This is a genomic window from Aestuariibaculum sediminum (assembly GCF_014596945.1).
GTDB classification, from domain to species: domain Bacteria; phylum Bacteroidota; class Bacteroidia; order Flavobacteriales; family Flavobacteriaceae; genus Aestuariibaculum; species Aestuariibaculum sediminum.
Genome location: NZ_JACVXB010000001.1, coordinates 664,904 through 680,525, shown reverse-complemented (window position 1 = coordinate 680,525; position 15,622 = coordinate 664,904). Strand labels below are relative to the sequence as shown.

15 protein-coding genes are annotated in these 15,622 nt (G+C 35.2%); 12 read left to right on the top strand and 3 right to left on the bottom strand.

Annotation, left to right across the window (positions count from 1 at the left end; all coding sequences use genetic code 11):
- Positions 1-3 precede the first annotated feature (3 nt).
- Positions 4-756, bottom strand: coding sequence for an SDR family NAD(P)-dependent oxidoreductase (locus ICJ83_RS03125; protein ID WP_188228889.1), 753 nt, complete (start codon positions 754-756; stop codon positions 4-6).
- A 198-nt stretch (positions 757-954) separates the two neighbouring features.
- Here ICJ83_RS03125 and ICJ83_RS03120 point away from each other — a divergent pair, with 198 nt between their 5' ends.
- The 10 genes from ICJ83_RS03120 (at position 955) to ICJ83_RS03075 (ending at position 12,219) form a co-directional block, all read left to right on the top strand.
- Positions 955-2,082, top strand: a complete 1,128-nt coding sequence (locus ICJ83_RS03120; RefSeq protein ID WP_188228888.1) for a DUF4382 domain-containing protein — start codon at positions 955-957, stop codon at positions 2,080-2,082.
- Between the two features lie 184 nt (positions 2,083-2,266).
- A complete protein-coding gene (locus tag ICJ83_RS03115; protein WP_188229281.1) occupies positions 2,267-3,268 on the top strand; it encodes an AAA family ATPase in 1,002 nt (333 codons plus the stop codon).
- 74 nt (positions 3,269-3,342) lie between these two features.
- Positions 3,343-4,209: a DUF58 domain-containing protein gene (locus tag ICJ83_RS03110; RefSeq protein WP_188228887.1), complete on the top strand. Its 867-nt coding sequence runs from the start codon at positions 3,343-3,345 to the stop codon at positions 4,207-4,209.
- A 7-nt stretch (positions 4,210-4,216) separates the two neighbouring features.
- A complete protein-coding gene (locus ICJ83_RS03105) occupies positions 4,217-5,881 on the top strand; it encodes a BatD family protein (RefSeq protein WP_188229280.1) in 1,665 nt (554 codons plus the stop codon).
- Positions 5,881-6,888, top strand: coding sequence for a vWA domain-containing protein (locus ICJ83_RS03100; protein WP_188228886.1), 1,008 nt, complete (start codon positions 5,881-5,883; stop codon positions 6,886-6,888). Before ICJ83_RS03105 ends, ICJ83_RS03100 begins: the two co-directional genes overlap by 1 nt.
- Before the next feature lie 43 nt (positions 6,889-6,931).
- Positions 6,932-7,969 carry a vWA domain-containing protein gene (locus ICJ83_RS03095; RefSeq protein ID WP_188228885.1) on the top strand — a complete coding sequence of 346 codons (1,038 nt, stop codon included), beginning with the start codon at positions 6,932-6,934 and terminating at the stop codon, positions 7,967-7,969.
- A gap of 135 nt (positions 7,970-8,104) precedes the next feature.
- Positions 8,105-8,965, top strand: a complete 861-nt coding sequence (locus tag ICJ83_RS03090; protein ID WP_188228884.1) for a tetratricopeptide repeat protein — start codon at positions 8,105-8,107, stop codon at positions 8,963-8,965.
- A 61-nt stretch (positions 8,966-9,026) separates the two neighbouring features.
- Complete coding sequence (locus tag ICJ83_RS03085; RefSeq protein ID WP_188228883.1) at positions 9,027-10,802, top strand: BatD family protein; 1,776 nt, start codon at positions 9,027-9,029, stop codon at positions 10,800-10,802.
- A 3-nt stretch (positions 10,803-10,805) separates the two neighbouring features.
- Positions 10,806-11,555, top strand: coding sequence for an SH3 domain-containing protein (locus ICJ83_RS03080; RefSeq protein ID WP_188228882.1), 750 nt, complete (start codon positions 10,806-10,808; stop codon positions 11,553-11,555).
- Positions 11,556-11,592: 37 nt separating this feature from the next.
- Entirely contained in the window at positions 11,593-12,219 is a 627-nt protein-coding gene (locus ICJ83_RS03075) for a carbonic anhydrase (protein WP_188228881.1), read from the top strand.
- Positions 12,220-12,221: 2 nt separating this feature from the next.
- On the opposite strand, the gene ICJ83_RS03070 is transcribed toward ICJ83_RS03075, so the two are convergent.
- Positions 12,222-12,761 carry a CvpA family protein gene (locus ICJ83_RS03070; protein WP_188228880.1) on the bottom strand — a complete coding sequence of 180 codons (540 nt, stop codon included), beginning with the start codon at positions 12,759-12,761 and terminating at the stop codon, positions 12,222-12,224.
- A gap of 72 nt (positions 12,762-12,833) precedes the next feature.
- On the opposite strand from ICJ83_RS03070, the gene ICJ83_RS03065 reads away from it, so the two are divergent.
- On the top strand, positions 12,834-13,190 hold the full coding sequence (locus ICJ83_RS03065) for a hypothetical protein (RefSeq protein WP_188228879.1): 357 nt from the start codon (positions 12,834-12,836) through the stop codon (positions 13,188-13,190).
- 60 nt (positions 13,191-13,250) lie between these two features.
- On the opposite strand, the gene ICJ83_RS03060 is transcribed toward ICJ83_RS03065, so the two are convergent.
- The gene (locus ICJ83_RS03060; RefSeq protein WP_188228878.1) at positions 13,251-14,093 is read right to left on the bottom strand and encodes a hypothetical protein; all 843 of its coding nucleotides are present in this window, start codon (positions 14,091-14,093) and stop codon (positions 13,251-13,253) included.
- 331 nt (positions 14,094-14,424) lie between these two features.
- Here ICJ83_RS03060 and pheS point away from each other — a divergent pair, with 331 nt between their 5' ends.
- The gene (pheS, locus tag ICJ83_RS03055) at positions 14,425-15,444 is read left to right on the top strand and encodes a phenylalanine--tRNA ligase subunit alpha (protein WP_188228877.1); all 1,020 of its coding nucleotides are present in this window, start codon (positions 14,425-14,427) and stop codon (positions 15,442-15,444) included.
- Positions 15,445-15,622 lie beyond the last annotated feature (178 nt).

Below are 15,622 nucleotides of genomic sequence, written 5' to 3'. Positions count from 1 at the left end.
TAATTACTCGTCTTTTTTTACCGTTACACTATTGGCTTGAGCAGTAGGGAATACCAGTAAATCAGCAATATTTACATGAGTTGGTCTCGATACTACAAAATAGATGATTTCGGCGATATCTTCGGCTTGTAAGGCTTTAAAACCTTTATAAACAGCATCTGCTTTAACATCGCCTTTAAATCGCACTTTAGAAAATTCGGTTTCAACTAAGCCCGGATTTACAGCACTTACTTTTATGCCAAATTTATTTAAATCTAGGCGCATACCTTCGGTAATAGCCAAAACGGCATGTTTACTGCCGCAATACACATTACCGTTAGGATACACCTCTTTACCTGCCGATGATCCTATGTTTATAATGTGTCCTGATTGGCGCTCTGTCATTTGCGGAATTATAGCTTTGCTTACATAAAGCAGACCTTTTACGTTTATATCCATCATGGCATCCCAATCGTCTAGATGTCCTTCTTGAATGGGGTCTAAGCCATGAGCGTTCCCGGCGTTGTTTATTAAAATATCGATCGTTTTAAAAGCCTCAGGTAAGCTGTCGATAGCAGAAAAAACTTCCGATTTATCACGAACATCAAAATGTAAAATGTGAACTTGAGTTAATGGTTCCAGTTCTTTTTTTAAAATTTCTAAACGCTCTAGTCGTCTTCCGCATAAAATTAAATTTATATGGTGTTTTGCGAACTCAATTGCAGTGGCGCGACCAATTCCGCTGGTAGCTCCAGTTATAAATGCAGTTTTTTTCATACTCAAATTTAAATAAATTTAAGATGTTATTCTGTTGCAGTTTGTATATGTTTTTCTGTAATTCACATATAAAAATACTGAAAAACAACGATAAACTGTAAATTGAGAAGGCATTTTTAAATGGGGTTTAAAAAACAGGATGCAAACATCCAATTCCCACTTTGATGCGTATATATTTTTAAACAAAAAATAATCCTTATGAAAAATTTAAGACAGCTAAAATTTATTTTACCCCTGTTATTATTAACATTTGTTTTCGGTTGTAAAGACTCTGAATCTGATGGAGTAAGTGCCGAAGCGCCTAGAATTTCTATAAGACTTGTTGACAATCCTGGTGATTATGCTGCTGTAAATGTAAATATAGTAGATGTCCTGATTAAAATGGATGATGATACCGAAAGCGACGAAGGCTGGATGTCTCTTGAAGCCGAAAGCGGTATGGTTAATTTATTAGAATTTAGTGGTGGATTTAGCAAGGTATTAGTTGATCGTTTCCCTATTCCTGCAGGTACATTAAGCCAAATGAGATTAGTATTGGGAGATGGAAACACTATCGATATTGAAGCTGAAGGCGGAGCAATTGAAACACACGAATTAAAAACACCTAGTGCACAGCAGTCAGGATTAAAATTAAAAATCGACGCTGTAATTGAAGAAGGTTTTACTTATAATTATGTGTTAGATTTCGATGTTAATAAATCTATCGTCATGGCAGGAAATTCAGGTAATATCATTTTAAAACCTGTGATTTACGCAAATGCTGAAGTATCTTCTGGTATTATAGAAGGAACGGTAGCGCCAATGGAAGCCCTTCCTGCAATGGCTTCAGTAACAGCTTATGAAGGAACGGAGGACGAGCTTGTTATTTCAGCTTACACCGATGAAACTGGTGCTTTTGCGTTATGGGGTGTGCCAGAGGGTAGTTATGAGGTAACGGTAGAGCCAACAACTGAAGATTCTGATTATGGCACAGCTAGTGCTATGGATGTGCAAGTTGTTAATGGCGCAATCACCACTATTGAAGATCCAATCGTGTTAATGTTAAAACCGGGTTCGATTTCTGGTACAGTAGCAGGTTTGGTTGGAGATGACACAGCAATTGTATACGTTGTTACCGGCGATAATGGGACTCCTGAAAATTTAGAAGATGATCCAAAAATTGAAGCAATTACTGGCGAAAATGGAGCTTATCTTTTAGAGGGTGTTCCTGCAGGAGATTATGATTTAATGGTTACTGCCGAAGGGTATGTAAACCAGACTGTTGAGGTAAATGTTACTCCTGGTGATAATACGGAAGTAGCCGAAATTACATTGGTTGCAGAATAATTAATAAAATCCTTAAAAAATTAAAAGCAATGCATCCGCATTGCTTTTTTTTTGTTTTAACCTAACATTAACTTTTAAAAATATTTATTTTAACCAATTGTTAACAGGCTCCGAAGAAAAAAATTAACAATTTGCATTGCTCGAATAAGCGTATTATATTCGGCTTTTAAAAATTCTAATAATGATGGAAGATACAGGTACAATTGATATTAAGACAATTAATGAAAAAATAGAAAAAGAAAGTGCTTTTGTTGACTTGCTGATGCTAGAAATGAATAAGGTTATAGTGGGGCAAAAACACATGGTTGAAAGGTTGCTTATTGGATTACTTGGTCAGGGGCATATTTTATTAGAAGGGGTGCCCGGTTTAGCAAAAACCCTTGCCATAAACACATTATCGCAAGCCGTTCAGGGTTCTTTTAGCCGTATTCAATTTACCCCAGATTTATTACCTGCCGATGTAACAGGTACATTAATCTACAACATGAAAGAGAATGATTTCTCGATTAAAAAAGGGCCTATTTTTGCCAACTTTGTTTTAGCCGATGAGATTAACAGGGCGCCAGCCAAAGTTCAGGCTGCCTTACTGGAAGCTATGCAGGAAAAACAGGTAACTATTGGCGACGATACCTTTCCTTTAGATAAACCATTTTTAGTAATGGCTACCCAAAACCCGGTAGAACAAGAAGGAACTTACCCATTACCTGAAGCACAGGTAGACCGTTTTATGTTAAAAACTGTAATTGACTATCCAAAAATTGCTGAAGAGCAATTAATTATGCGAGCCAACCTAAAAGGTGCCTGGGAAAAAGTTAATCCGGTAGTTTCTTTAGAACAAATTTTAAATGCACAAAAAGCGGTGCGTGAAGTATATATGGATGAAAAAATAGAAAAGTATATTCTAGATATCATCTTTGCAACGCGTTATCCTGAAAAATATAAACTAGCCGATTTAAAACCATTAATTTCTTTTGGAGCATCACCTCGTGGTAGTATAAATTTAGCAACAGCAGCAAAATGTTATGCGTTTATTAAGCGTCGTGGTTATGTAATCCCTGAAGACGTTCGTGCTGTGGTTTACGATGTGTTACGACACAGAATAGGTATTACTTACGAAGCTGAAGCCGAAAATGTAACTTCAGTAGATATCATTAATAAAATAGTAAACGAAATCGAAGTGCCTTAAAATTGACAATTGATAATTGAACATTGATTATTTCTTAAGTGATCAATAAAAAACATTCAATAGACAATTGAACAATGGATACAAAAGATTTACTAAAAAAAGTACGAAAAATAGAGATTAAGACACGTCGTTTGTCTGATCATATCTTCGGGGGCGAATATCATTCTACCTTCAAAGGACGCGGTATGACCTTTAGCGAAGTGCGTCAGTATCAATTTGGCGACGATGTTCGTAATATCGACTGGAATGTTACAGCTCGTTATAACGAGCCATACATAAAGGTCTTCGAGGAAGAACGTGAACTCACCATGATGCTTATGGTTGATGTTTCGGGATCTGAACTTTTTGGTACAGACCAGCAGTTTAAAAATGAAGTGGTTACCGAAATTGCAGCAACTTTAGCTTTTTCAGCAACTCAAAATAACGATAAAATAGGGCTTATTTTATTTTCTGATAAGGTCGAACTTTATATTCCTCCTAAAAAAGGACGTTCGCACGTATTGCGTATTATTCGCGAGCTTATCGAGTTTCAACCAGAAAGTAAGCAAACAAACCTAGCCGAAGCCTTAAAATTCATGCAAAATGTCATGAAGAAAAAGGCGATTGTGTTTGTGTTGTCTGATTTTATTGCCGACGATTATCATCATACCATGAAAATTGCCGCAGGAAAACACGATGTTACAGGAATTAGGGTTTACGATAAGCACGAAGAAGAAATTCCGAATCTGGGTGTGGTGCAAATGCAGGACGAAGAAACTGGCGAGTATATGCTGGTTAATACATCTTCAAAAACCGTGCGACGAAATTACGCCAGGTTCTATAACGAAAAAGTAAATTATTATAAAGAAAGCTTCAACAAGGCTGGTGCCGGAACGATAGATTGCCGTGTAGATGAAAGCTATGTTAAAAAAATGTTGGGCTATTTTAAAAGAAGAGGATAAACAAATTATGAATGACGAATTACGAATTATGAGTAATAAATCGATGGTCATTGGTCATCGGTCATCGGTGGTGAGTTTAATTGTTTTTTTTCTTTTTATAGTATCTTCTTTAAATGCTCAGGTAAAAACAGCGATAGATTCAACCTCCATTAAAATTGGAGAACAGATAACATATACAGTGTCGGTTGAAACTGATTCTACAAATCTGGTAGTATTTCCAGAAGGGCAAACATTCATGCCTTTGGAGGTAATCGATTCTTACGATATAGACACATTAAAAAACAAGGATAAATTCAACCTTATAAAGAAATATGGCTTAACACAATTCGATTCGGGAGCCTATACCATTCCTAAACAAAAAATTATTATTGGTGATAAAACCTTTTTCACCGATTCTTTGCAAGTTGAAGTTAGAAATGTAGTGGTCGACACTACAAAACAAGGACTCTACGATATAAAACCACTTATCGAAGTTGAAAAACCAGCTAGTAATTGGTGGAAATATTTACTTATAACGCTGTTAATATTAGGAGTTGTGGCGTTTTTAATCTACTGGTTCATCTGGCGTAAAAAACCGCTGACTGAAGAAGAGGAAATTGCCTTGCTTCCACCATACGACAGAGCGAAACTGGCTTTAAAGAAATTAGATGAAAGTGATTATTTAGAAAATGATGAAATCAAAGATTATTATTCTGAATTAACGTTTATAATAAGAAAATATCTTGATGAAAAGGTATACGATCGCGCGCTTGAAAGTACTACCGATGAGTTAATAAGTCGGTTAAAATTATTAAAAGAAGGCAATCAGGTTGATATTAGTCAAGAAGACATTAAAAATCTGGAGAGTATTTTAAAACGAGCCGATTTAGTAAAATTTGCTAAGTCTGCAGTCGATAAAGAACTGGCCAAATTAGACAGAAATACTATTGACGTAGAAATTGATCATGTTAAAGAAGCACTGCCTGAGCCAACCGAAGAAGAAAAACTTTTAGACGAAAAGTACCGAGCAGAACAGGAGCGTAAAAAGAAGCGTAATAAAATAATTTTAACTGTCGCTATTAGTTTGTTTTTATTAATCGGAACGGTTATAGGTTTTGGTATTAAATACGGTTTTGGTTACGTGAAAGACACCATTATTGGTCATGAGAGTAAAGAGCTGCTAGAAGGCAACTGGGTAACCAGCGATTATGGCGTGCCTCCGGTAACGATATCAACACCTAAAGTATTAAAGCGTGTAGAGCTTCCATTACCAGATGATGTTAAAGCGCAAGTGAATATGACCTCTTTTATGTATGGAGCACTGGCAGACGAATTTAGTGTTGGCGTAACAACTACGACTTATAAGAATGCGCCTAAAGAAGGTGTGAATATGGAAAGGGCTGTTGAAGGCAGTTTGAAAGCAATAGAAAGTCAGGGCGCGAAAGATATTTCGGTATTCAAAGAAAAATATACAACGCCCAATGGTGCCGAAGGTTTAAAAGTACATGGGAGTCTAAAAGTAGATGGGTTTAATACTGGTAATTTGGTTGAAACTAAATATGTAATGCTAGCCTTTGCGTCGCAAAATGTATTGCAACAGATTATAATCACCTACCCTGTTAATGATACTTATGCCGACCAAATGATAGATCGTATTTTAAATTCAGTTGAACTTAAAAAATCGGAAGAGTAATGTTTGAAGGAATAGAGTTTTTAAACAAAGAATTTTTCTGGTTACTGTTGGTTTTACCATTAGCCATACTCTGGTATGTGTTTAAGCATAGTAAGCAAACGGCCGAATTAAAAATATCGAGCTTAAAAGGATTTAAAGTTACCAATTCAGTATTACCTAAACTAAAGCATGTATTGTTTGCGCTTAGATTATTGGCGTTGGCATTATTAATTACAGCCTTAGCCAGACCACGCAGTGTTGATGTTTCAACAAAAACAAAAACAACTCGAGGTATCGATATCGTTATGGCTATTGATGTGTCGGCCAGTATGCTGGCGAAGGATTTGCGACCAAATCGATTAGAAGCCTTAAAAAATGTAGCCGCCGAATTTATTAAAGGTCGCCCTAACGACCGTATTGGATTAGTTGAGTATGCCGGCGAAAGTTATACAAAAACGCCTATTACAAGTGATAAGGTTATTGTGCTTCGCTCGTTAAAGGACATTAAATATAATACGGTAATTGAAGGGGGAACAGCCATTGGTATGGGGCTCGCAACATCGGTAAACCGGTTAAAAGACAGTAAAGCGAAAAGTAAGGTGATCATACTGCTAACCGATGGTGTTAATAATTCCGGATTTATTGATCCTAAAATTGCCAGCGAATTAGCGGTTGAATATGGCATAAAAGTGTATACCATTGGTTTAGGAACAAATGGTATGGCTTTGTCCCCTGTAGCTATAGATTCTAGAACAGGAGAGTTTCAATATGGACGTATACAGGTGGAAATCGATGAAGTTTTATTAAAGGAAATCGCCACCGCTACGGGTGGGAAATATTTTAGAGCAACCGATAATAAAAAGCTTGAAGATATTTATGAAGAAATTAATAAACTGGAGAAAACCGAAATAGAAGAATTCAAATTTTATAACTACGACGAAAAATATAGACCTCTAGTTATTCTGGCTGGGTTGTTATTGCTGTTCGAATTCTTATTGAGAAATACAATATTCAGGAGTTTTGTTTAATAGTTTAGAACTAAACAAATTCATAAAAAAAACATAAGCGTAAATGTATCAATTAGAAGAAAAAATATGGTTTTGGGTATTAGGAATTATTCCTGTAATAATCCTGTTCTTTTTGGTGCTTCAACTATGGAAACACAGGACGCAACGAAAATTTGCCGATAAAGAATTACTCAAGCGATTAAGTCCGAATATTTCGCTTTTTAAATCAAGCTTAAAAACAATTGTTCTTTGTTTGGCTTTTGCTAGTTTGGCCGTAGCATTAGTAAATCCAAAAATTGGTTCTAAGCTGGAAACCGTAAAGCGAGAAGGTGTTGATATTGTTTTTGCAGTTGATGTTTCTAAAAGTATGCTAGCTGAAGATATTGCACCAAATCGTTTAGAAAAAGCGAAACAGTTGGTAACCCAGATTATTAATAATTTGGCTAGCGATAGGGTAGGTATTATAGCTTACGCAGGAAAAGCGTTTCCACAATTGCCGATAACAACCGATTATGCCTCGGCTAAAATGTTCTTACAAGGGATGAATACCGATATGTTATCGTCGCAGGGTACAGCAATTAACGAAGCTATTAAGTTAGCCACAACCTATTTTGATGACGAAGAGCAAACCAACAGGGTACTAATTATAATTTCCGATGGAGAAGACCACAGTGAACAAGCTGCAGCCGTAGCTGAACAGGCTAATGAACAAGGTATTCGTATTTTTACAGTTGGTGTGGGCGATGTAAAGGGCGGCCCAATACCAATAAAAGGTGTTGGAGGTTCGATAAGTTATAAAAAGGACTCCGAAGGCGAAACAGTAATTACTAAGTTAAACGAAGAAACTTTACAGACAATTGCCAGCGAGGCTAATGGAATCTATATAAACGGTAGAAGTACCAACGAAGTCGTGGAAAGTATTGGAGATATTTTGAATAATATGGATAAAAAGGAGTTTGAAACCAAGCAATTTGCCGATTTCAAAGACCAGTTTCAATGGTTTTTAGGTTTTGCAATTTTCTTTTTGTTGCTCGATATTTTCTTATTAGATCGTAAAACAGCTTGGTTAAAGAAATTAAATTTATTTAACGAAAACCTTTAATGCTTAGCATTCTGTAAAAGGTTAGTTAATATTTTATATAATTTTTAACGAACAAAAACTAAGGGTTTCATATCTTAGAAATTACTAAAAAAGTAAGCCAGGTAATAGAAAACAGATAGATATTAAGAGATGAACATGAAGACTGTTGTATTAATTATTTTAGGAGTTTTTACATCCTTAGCGCACGCGCAGGATGATGAAACTCAAAAACAAGCATTATTAGCACAAAAAAAAGCGAATAGCTATGTTTATGAAGCAAATAGTTTGATGCAGGATGATGATTTTGTTTCAGCCGAAATGGCTTATAGAAAAGCTTTGTCAGAGCAACCAGAAATCGTGGCAGGTGTTTATAACTTAGGCAGCTCGTATATTAAGAAAGGAAATTTTGAAGAGGCATTATACCGTTTGCAACAAGCGGCTAAATCGGCTACAGACAAGTCAGAAAAACATAAAGCATTTCATAATATTGGTAATGTTTTAATGGAAAATAAAAAGTGTAAAGAAGCCGTTGAAGCCTATAAAAGTGCCCTTAGAAATGATCCTACCGATGAAGAAACACGTTATAATCTGGGGTTAGCGAAAGTATGTGCTGAAAAACAAAAAGATGAAGATCAGCAGGATCAGAACGATAATGATCAGGAAAATAAAGATAATCAGGATCAGCAAAAAGATAAAGAGAATAAAGAAAACCAGGATAATAAAGATCAGGGCGACAATAAAGAAGACGAGAATAAAGATAAAAATGACCAAGGCGACCAGGACAAAAAGGACGGCGACGATAAAAAAGACGAACAAGGAAAGCCTAAGGAAGAGAATGAAGATAAAGGTGAAGGGGAAAAGGAGCAACAACCCCAACAACCTAGAAAGGGACAGATGTCGCCTCAGCAAATAAAAAACTTGCTGGAAGCCATGAATAACCAGGAGCAAAAAGTTCAGGAAAAAATGAATGCTGAAAAAGTTAAAGGTGTAAAAGTGAAAACTGAAAAAGACTGGTAAAATCAATTACGAATTTAGAATGTATGGATTTTAAGTCGTAAATCTAGAATCGTGAATTATTATGACATTATATAAACAAATAACATTATTTTTCATATTATTTCTTACTGCAACTGTAGTATCGGCACAAGTTAAGTTTGAGGCCAAAGTAAGTAAGCAAACCTTAGGTGTTAATGAACGCTTAAGAATAGATTTTGTAATGAATCAGGACGGTGATAATTTTAACCCACCTGATTTTTCTAATTTTACCATTGTAGGAGGGCCAAACCAGTCGGTAAGTAACAAATGGATTAATGGTGTGCGTTCTTACGAAAAAATTTACAGCTATTTTTTAGCACCAAAAAAACGAGGTACTTTCACCATTAATCAGGCGGAAATAACCATAGATGGGAAAATTTTCAAAACAGTTCCTATTAAAATTGAAGTCACAGCAGCGGTCGATATACCAAAAGACCCGAACGATCCAAATTATATTGCATCAGAAAGCGTGCATTTGGTTGCCGAAGTTTCAAAGTCCGATCCATATTTAAATGAAGCCATTTCAGTGGTTTATAAGTTATATGTATCACCAACAGTGGCAGTCGATAATTGGAATGAAATTGATACGCCAAGATTTAATGATTTTTGGAGTCAGAATATCGATACCCAAGGGCAAAAAGTTCAAAATGGAACCTATAAGGGCGAAAATTATCGCTTTTTAGTTTTACGTAAAACAGTATTGTACCCGCAAAAAACCGGCGAACTAACCATCGAGCCATTAACCTTAAATATTGCATTACGAGTGCCATCTAACCGTCGGGATATTTTTGGTGGTGTATTAATGACGCGTACAAACCGTACAGTTTCTGCGGGCAATAGAACCATTAATGTAAAAGCACTTCCAGAAGCCGGAAAACCATCAGATTTTACAGGTGCTGTTGGCGATTTTAGTTTCGATGTAACCACTAGTAAAACCGAGCTTGACGCGACCGAGTCGCTTCAGCTTAAAGTTGCAGTTAAAGGTAATGGAAACTTAAAATTATTTAAATTACCAAAAGTATCTTTACCTAGTTCACTTGAAGTATATGAACCAGAGCATACCGAAAATGTGAGAACAAATTTATCGGGAATGCAAGGGAGTATTTCAGATAGTTATACAGTAGTGCCGCAATTTAAAGGTAAATACCCGATACCAAGTGTGTCTTTTTCATATTTCGATTTAAAAACAAATAGCTACAAGCGTTTGTCTTCTGAAGAGATTGTTATCGACGTGCTCGAAGGCCCTATGAGCAATGCAACGGCAGAAAATACAAATGTACCAGGAAGTACTAAACAGGTTGTTACACTAAATAACGATCAGTTTAATTTTATTAAAACCGATACCGAATTTGTTAGTACTAAGCGCTCACCTTTTTTCAAAACTAATTTGTTTTGGAGTATGTTATTACTTCCATTTTTGGCTATTCCAATAGCTATTGTTATCAGGAAACAAAAGGCTGTGCGCGATGCCGATGTATATGGAAATAAAATTCGTAAAGCCGATAAATTAGCCAGAAAATATTTAAGTCACGCAAAAAAGTCGTTAGGTAAAAAAGAAGCCTTTTATATTGCTTTAGAGAAAGCATTACATAACTACTTAAAAGCAAAACTTCGTATAGAAACCAGCGAATTAAGTAAAGAAAACATTACCGATTTACTTATTGAAAAACAGGTGGAGCAGGATGTAGTTAAGGATTTTAATAGCATTTTACAAAGTTGTGAGTTAGCGCGTTACACACCAATGGATATTGTAACAATGCAAGAAGATTACGATAAGGCTGCAAAAACTATTTCGTTAATTGATAAACAAGCACGATAAAAAATGAAAATTTATTTATATACCCTATTGTTTTTATTGAGTTTTGGTGTGTTTGCACAAAATCAGGCACTTTTCGAGCAAGCGAATACTTTATATAATGATGGGAAATATGCCGAAGCTATCGACAAGTATGAGGCTATTTTAGCGACAAAAAATGAGTCGGCTGAGTTGTATTTCAACCTAGGAAATGCCAATTATAAACTAAATAATATAGCGCCTAGTATTTATTATTACGAGAAAGCTTTGCAATTAGCACCTAATGATACTGAAATTCAAAATAATTTGGAATTCGCAAAAAATATGACCATTGATGCTATCGAGGTTCTACCTGAAGGCGCTGTATCTAGATTGGTAAAACGAATTACAAATACCATGAGTTATGATGGTTGGGCAAAATTGGCAATTGCATTCGTATTCTGTTTCGTGATTTTGTTTTTAGTTTATTATTTTGCCTATTCTACCGTAAGAAAGCGTCTTGCTTTTATAGGAAGTTTTGTAGCATTAGGTTTAGTTTGTTTGAGTTTGTCGTTAGCATTTCATAAATATACTTTGGTAAAAAAGGATAAGCCAGCTATAGTGTTTGTTCAGGAAAGTAAAGTCAAAAATGAACCGAATAATAGAAGTGAAGAGGCTTTTAGGCTTCATGAAGGTACAAAAGTTCAAATTTTAGATACCGTTGAAGATTGGAAAAAAATTAAACTAGCCGATGGTAAATCGGGTTGGGTATTAAAACAAGATATCAGGGCGTTATAAAGTATTTTCAGTTATCTTTATTTAATTTTCTATACAAATGAATTTAGATAATGTTTTTCAGAATAATAAAAAGTGGATTGAAAGTAAATTAGAAATCAATCCAAATTACTTCAAGACTTTAGGTGAAGGTCAAAACCCAGAATTATTGTTTATAGGCTGTTCCGACAGTCGAGTAACAGCTGAAGAACTTATGGGGTTAGGCCCCGGCGATGCTTTTGTGCATAGAAATATTGCCAATATGGTTACTGCAACCGATTTAAACGTGATGTCGGTGGTCGAATATGCGGTAGTACATTTACAAGTGAATCATGTTGTAGTTTGCGGGCATTACGCATGCGGAGGAGTAAAGGCCGCGATGCAACCTGCCGATTTAGGCATTTTAAACCCCTGGTTACGTAATATTCGAGATGTTTATCGTCTTCATAAAAAAGAATTAAGTGCCTTTGAAAATGAAGAAAAGAAATATGACAGACTTGTAGAGCTTAATGTTCAGGAACAGTGTGTTAACCTTATAAAAACAGCAGCTATCCAAAAAGCTGTGAGAGACCGTGGGTTAAAAGTGCACGGTTGGGTTTTCGATATACATACTGGCGAATTAATTGATTTAAAAATAGATTTTGAATCCATATTAGAGTCCATAAAAGAAATTTACCACTTAGATTAAATTTAGGTGGTTTCTATTTCCAGTTCAGATGCCTTGTCTGGATTTTCGTCAAGAATATTTTTCTTATTTAAAATACTCGGGAATATCATGGGTGCTAGAGATTTAACAGGCTGGTAAAGTACAGAGTCTTCCAGATCTTCTTCATCCGCAAAGGGAAGTGTGTTATTCATCGTGTCAAAAACAATAAGAATTACACTTAAAATAAGTCCTATTTTTAAGGCGCCAAATACCCCTCCAAGAACTTTATTAATTATACCAAGGGCAGCAAAATCAGCAAGTTTCGTTAGAGCTTTACCGGCAATGGCGATCGCTATTACAATAACTATAAAGGTTATTGCAAAGGCCACAATATTTACATATTTTTCGTCCCAGTCTACATTATTTTCAACAAAAGCTCCAGCGTAGTCACTAAAGTGAATAGCACCGTAAACACCAGCAATTAAGGCTACTAAAGAAGCTACTTCAACAAATAAGCCTTTCGAAAAACCTCTAATTAGTCCAAACAGCAATAATGCCAGTAAAACAATGTCTATTACACTCATATTCTATAAGATTTTTAACAAATATAAATTAACTTTGCGACTTCGCAGCAAAGGCAAAAAAACACATTCAAAATGGCAAGAGACGAACAATTAAAAGAACGATGGGAATTGGTGGTAACTAAACTGTCTAATCAGTTTGCTGATGGCGATACGCTAGATTTAGACGCTGTAATTTACTTAATTGGCGTACAGGAGCTAGGGCAGCCGCACTTAAAATTTAAGAAGGACCATAAGTTGGATTTAATGCATATCGCGATTTGTCGATTATTAGAACCTTATGGTTATTACGAATTCGATTATTTCGACGACGATAAATGGCCGCATTACAAAGTGAAAGCCGAATTACCTCATTTAAAAGCTGGCGAACAAAGTGTTTTAATGAAAGAAGCTATTGTTAATTATTTTTTGGAAAATGAGTACATATCATAAATAAAGCTGTTTGAATTTCAAACAGCCTTAACTTTTAATCATGACAATGTTTACTCGTCTTTAAAAAATAACTCTTTTTATTACGCTAGCGTTTTCGGTTTCTATTTTAATAAGAATCATTTTGTTATTTATATTCAAATTCGAAATGGATAAATCTGGAGCATTAATATGTTTTCGAACAGTTAATAAGCGTCCTAGCATGTCGTAAAAACTAACGTTGGTTAAAATATTATTACCAGCATTTAAAAACAAAGTTTCGTTTTTAAAATAAACTACGGGGTTAAACGCTTCAACCTTATTAGTCGATAATGTAGGCGGAACATCGCTGTAAAGTTTAAATCCAAAATTGTTGTTGGCAAATTCCCAATGCCTTGTTGATTGAATGGCTGGAACTAATTCAGCCTCATACCCATATAATCTGATTTTAAGAGTTTCTCCACCATTTACCGGTACATTTAGTCCTGTAATATTATTTTCAGTTGCTGTATTTGGTATGGTTCCTGTTGCTAAGGTTGTAAAATTGCTAAAATTATCTACCGATGCTCTAATTTCGTATTTTTTAGGAGCACTGTTTGGATTAATTACAGTTTGTCTGTTATGCGTAAAATGCAACTGAGTAACCGTAACAGAATACCCTGCATTCGGTGTAATACTTAACTCCAAATAATAATTTAGATCTATACTGGTACTTGTCGCCCAGTTCGCAAAACCTTTTGTTGTAAGGGTCGTTGAACTACCACTGGTCCCTGATTTACCTATATTGGCTGCCGTAATATTGCTATTAACACTTATGGCATCATCACTATTCGTAACATTCATAGGCCAATGCGCTAATAATTCTTGTGCATTAATCACGCCTGTGGTTAAAATAAGGCCTAAAAGTAGTAGAGTAATTTTCTTCATAAGTAACTGTATTTGAGGTTTGTATGTCTCTAAAGTACTACAAGAACATATTGAAATATGAAAATGAAGTGAAAAAGTAGTATATATTTTTCTTTCTCATTAAGATTAAAATAGCTCTAGATCAGCGTTTTATGTGTTATTTTGATGGTTGTGTTTACATTACTGTATTTTGGGCGTTTCCTTACTCCTGAAACACATTTTAGGAATTAGGTCGTGCTTTAGTCAGTCACTTTTTCTTTATTTTAAACAAATAAAAGAGCTCCAACAAATGCTTCAATCACTAACGGATATTGTAAAAAAACATTAAATTTGCCATCATTTTAAGGATGTTATGATAGATAAGATAAAAGAACTTATAGCCGAAGCCGAAGCGTTTACAGCACAAACCAAAGAAGAGGTTGAAGCATTTAGAATTCAATATTTAGGTAAAAAAGGATTGTTAAATCAGTATTTTGCAGAGTTTAAAAATGTAGCAAACGAGCAAAAAAAAGAATTTGGACAAGCCGTTAATACCCTAAAAAAGGCTGCCGAAGATAAAGTAAACACTTTAAAAGAAGAATTAGAAAGTAAGGAAGAAGTTAAAGGTGTTTACGGCGATTTATCTCGTCCTGGAGAACCTGTAAATTTAGGTGCGCGCCATCCAATATCTATCGTTAAAAATCAAATTATAGATATTTTTTCTAATATTGGTTTTAATGTGAGTGAAGGTCCGGAAATAGAAGACGACTGGCACAATTTTACAGCATTAAATTTACCGGAATACCACCCTGCACGGGATATGCAGGATACCTTTTTTATTCAAACCAATCCTGATGTTTTATTGCGAACACATACCAGTTCGGTACAGGTGCGGTATATGGAAAAAAATCAGCCACCAATTCGTACTATTTCTCCAGGTCGTGTGTATAGAAACGAAGCGATTTCGGCACGTTCACACTGTTTTTTTCATCAAATTGAAGGATTATACATTGATAAAGAAGTAAGTTTTGCCGATTTGAAACAAACTTTACAATACTTTACAACGCAATTATTCGGAAAATCTAAAATTCGTTTACGTCCGTCGTATTTCCCGTTTACCGAACCTAGTGCCGAAATTGATGTGTATTGGGGCTTAGAAACCGAATCGGATTACCGCATTACAAAAGGCACCGGTTGGTTGGAAATTGGCGGATGTGGTATGGTAGATCCAAATGTATTGGAAAACTGTAAAATCGATTCTAAAGAATATTCAGGATTTGCCTTTGGAGTGGGAATCGACCGTATTGCCATGTTATTGCATCAAATTAACGACATTCGTTTATTAAGCGAAAACGATGTGCGTTTTTTAGAGCAATTTAAATCTGCCCTCTAAAATTGACATCATAGATTAGTCTTATACATCAAGACGCTTTATAAAACAAATAAACTACCTCAAAGAGGTAGTTTATTTGTTTCTAGACCTTATTTTAAAATTAAATACTTCTAATTATCTGCTGTTTTTCTATACTTTAGGTTTTAATATTACCTTTGTACCCTTTAAAACATTTCGT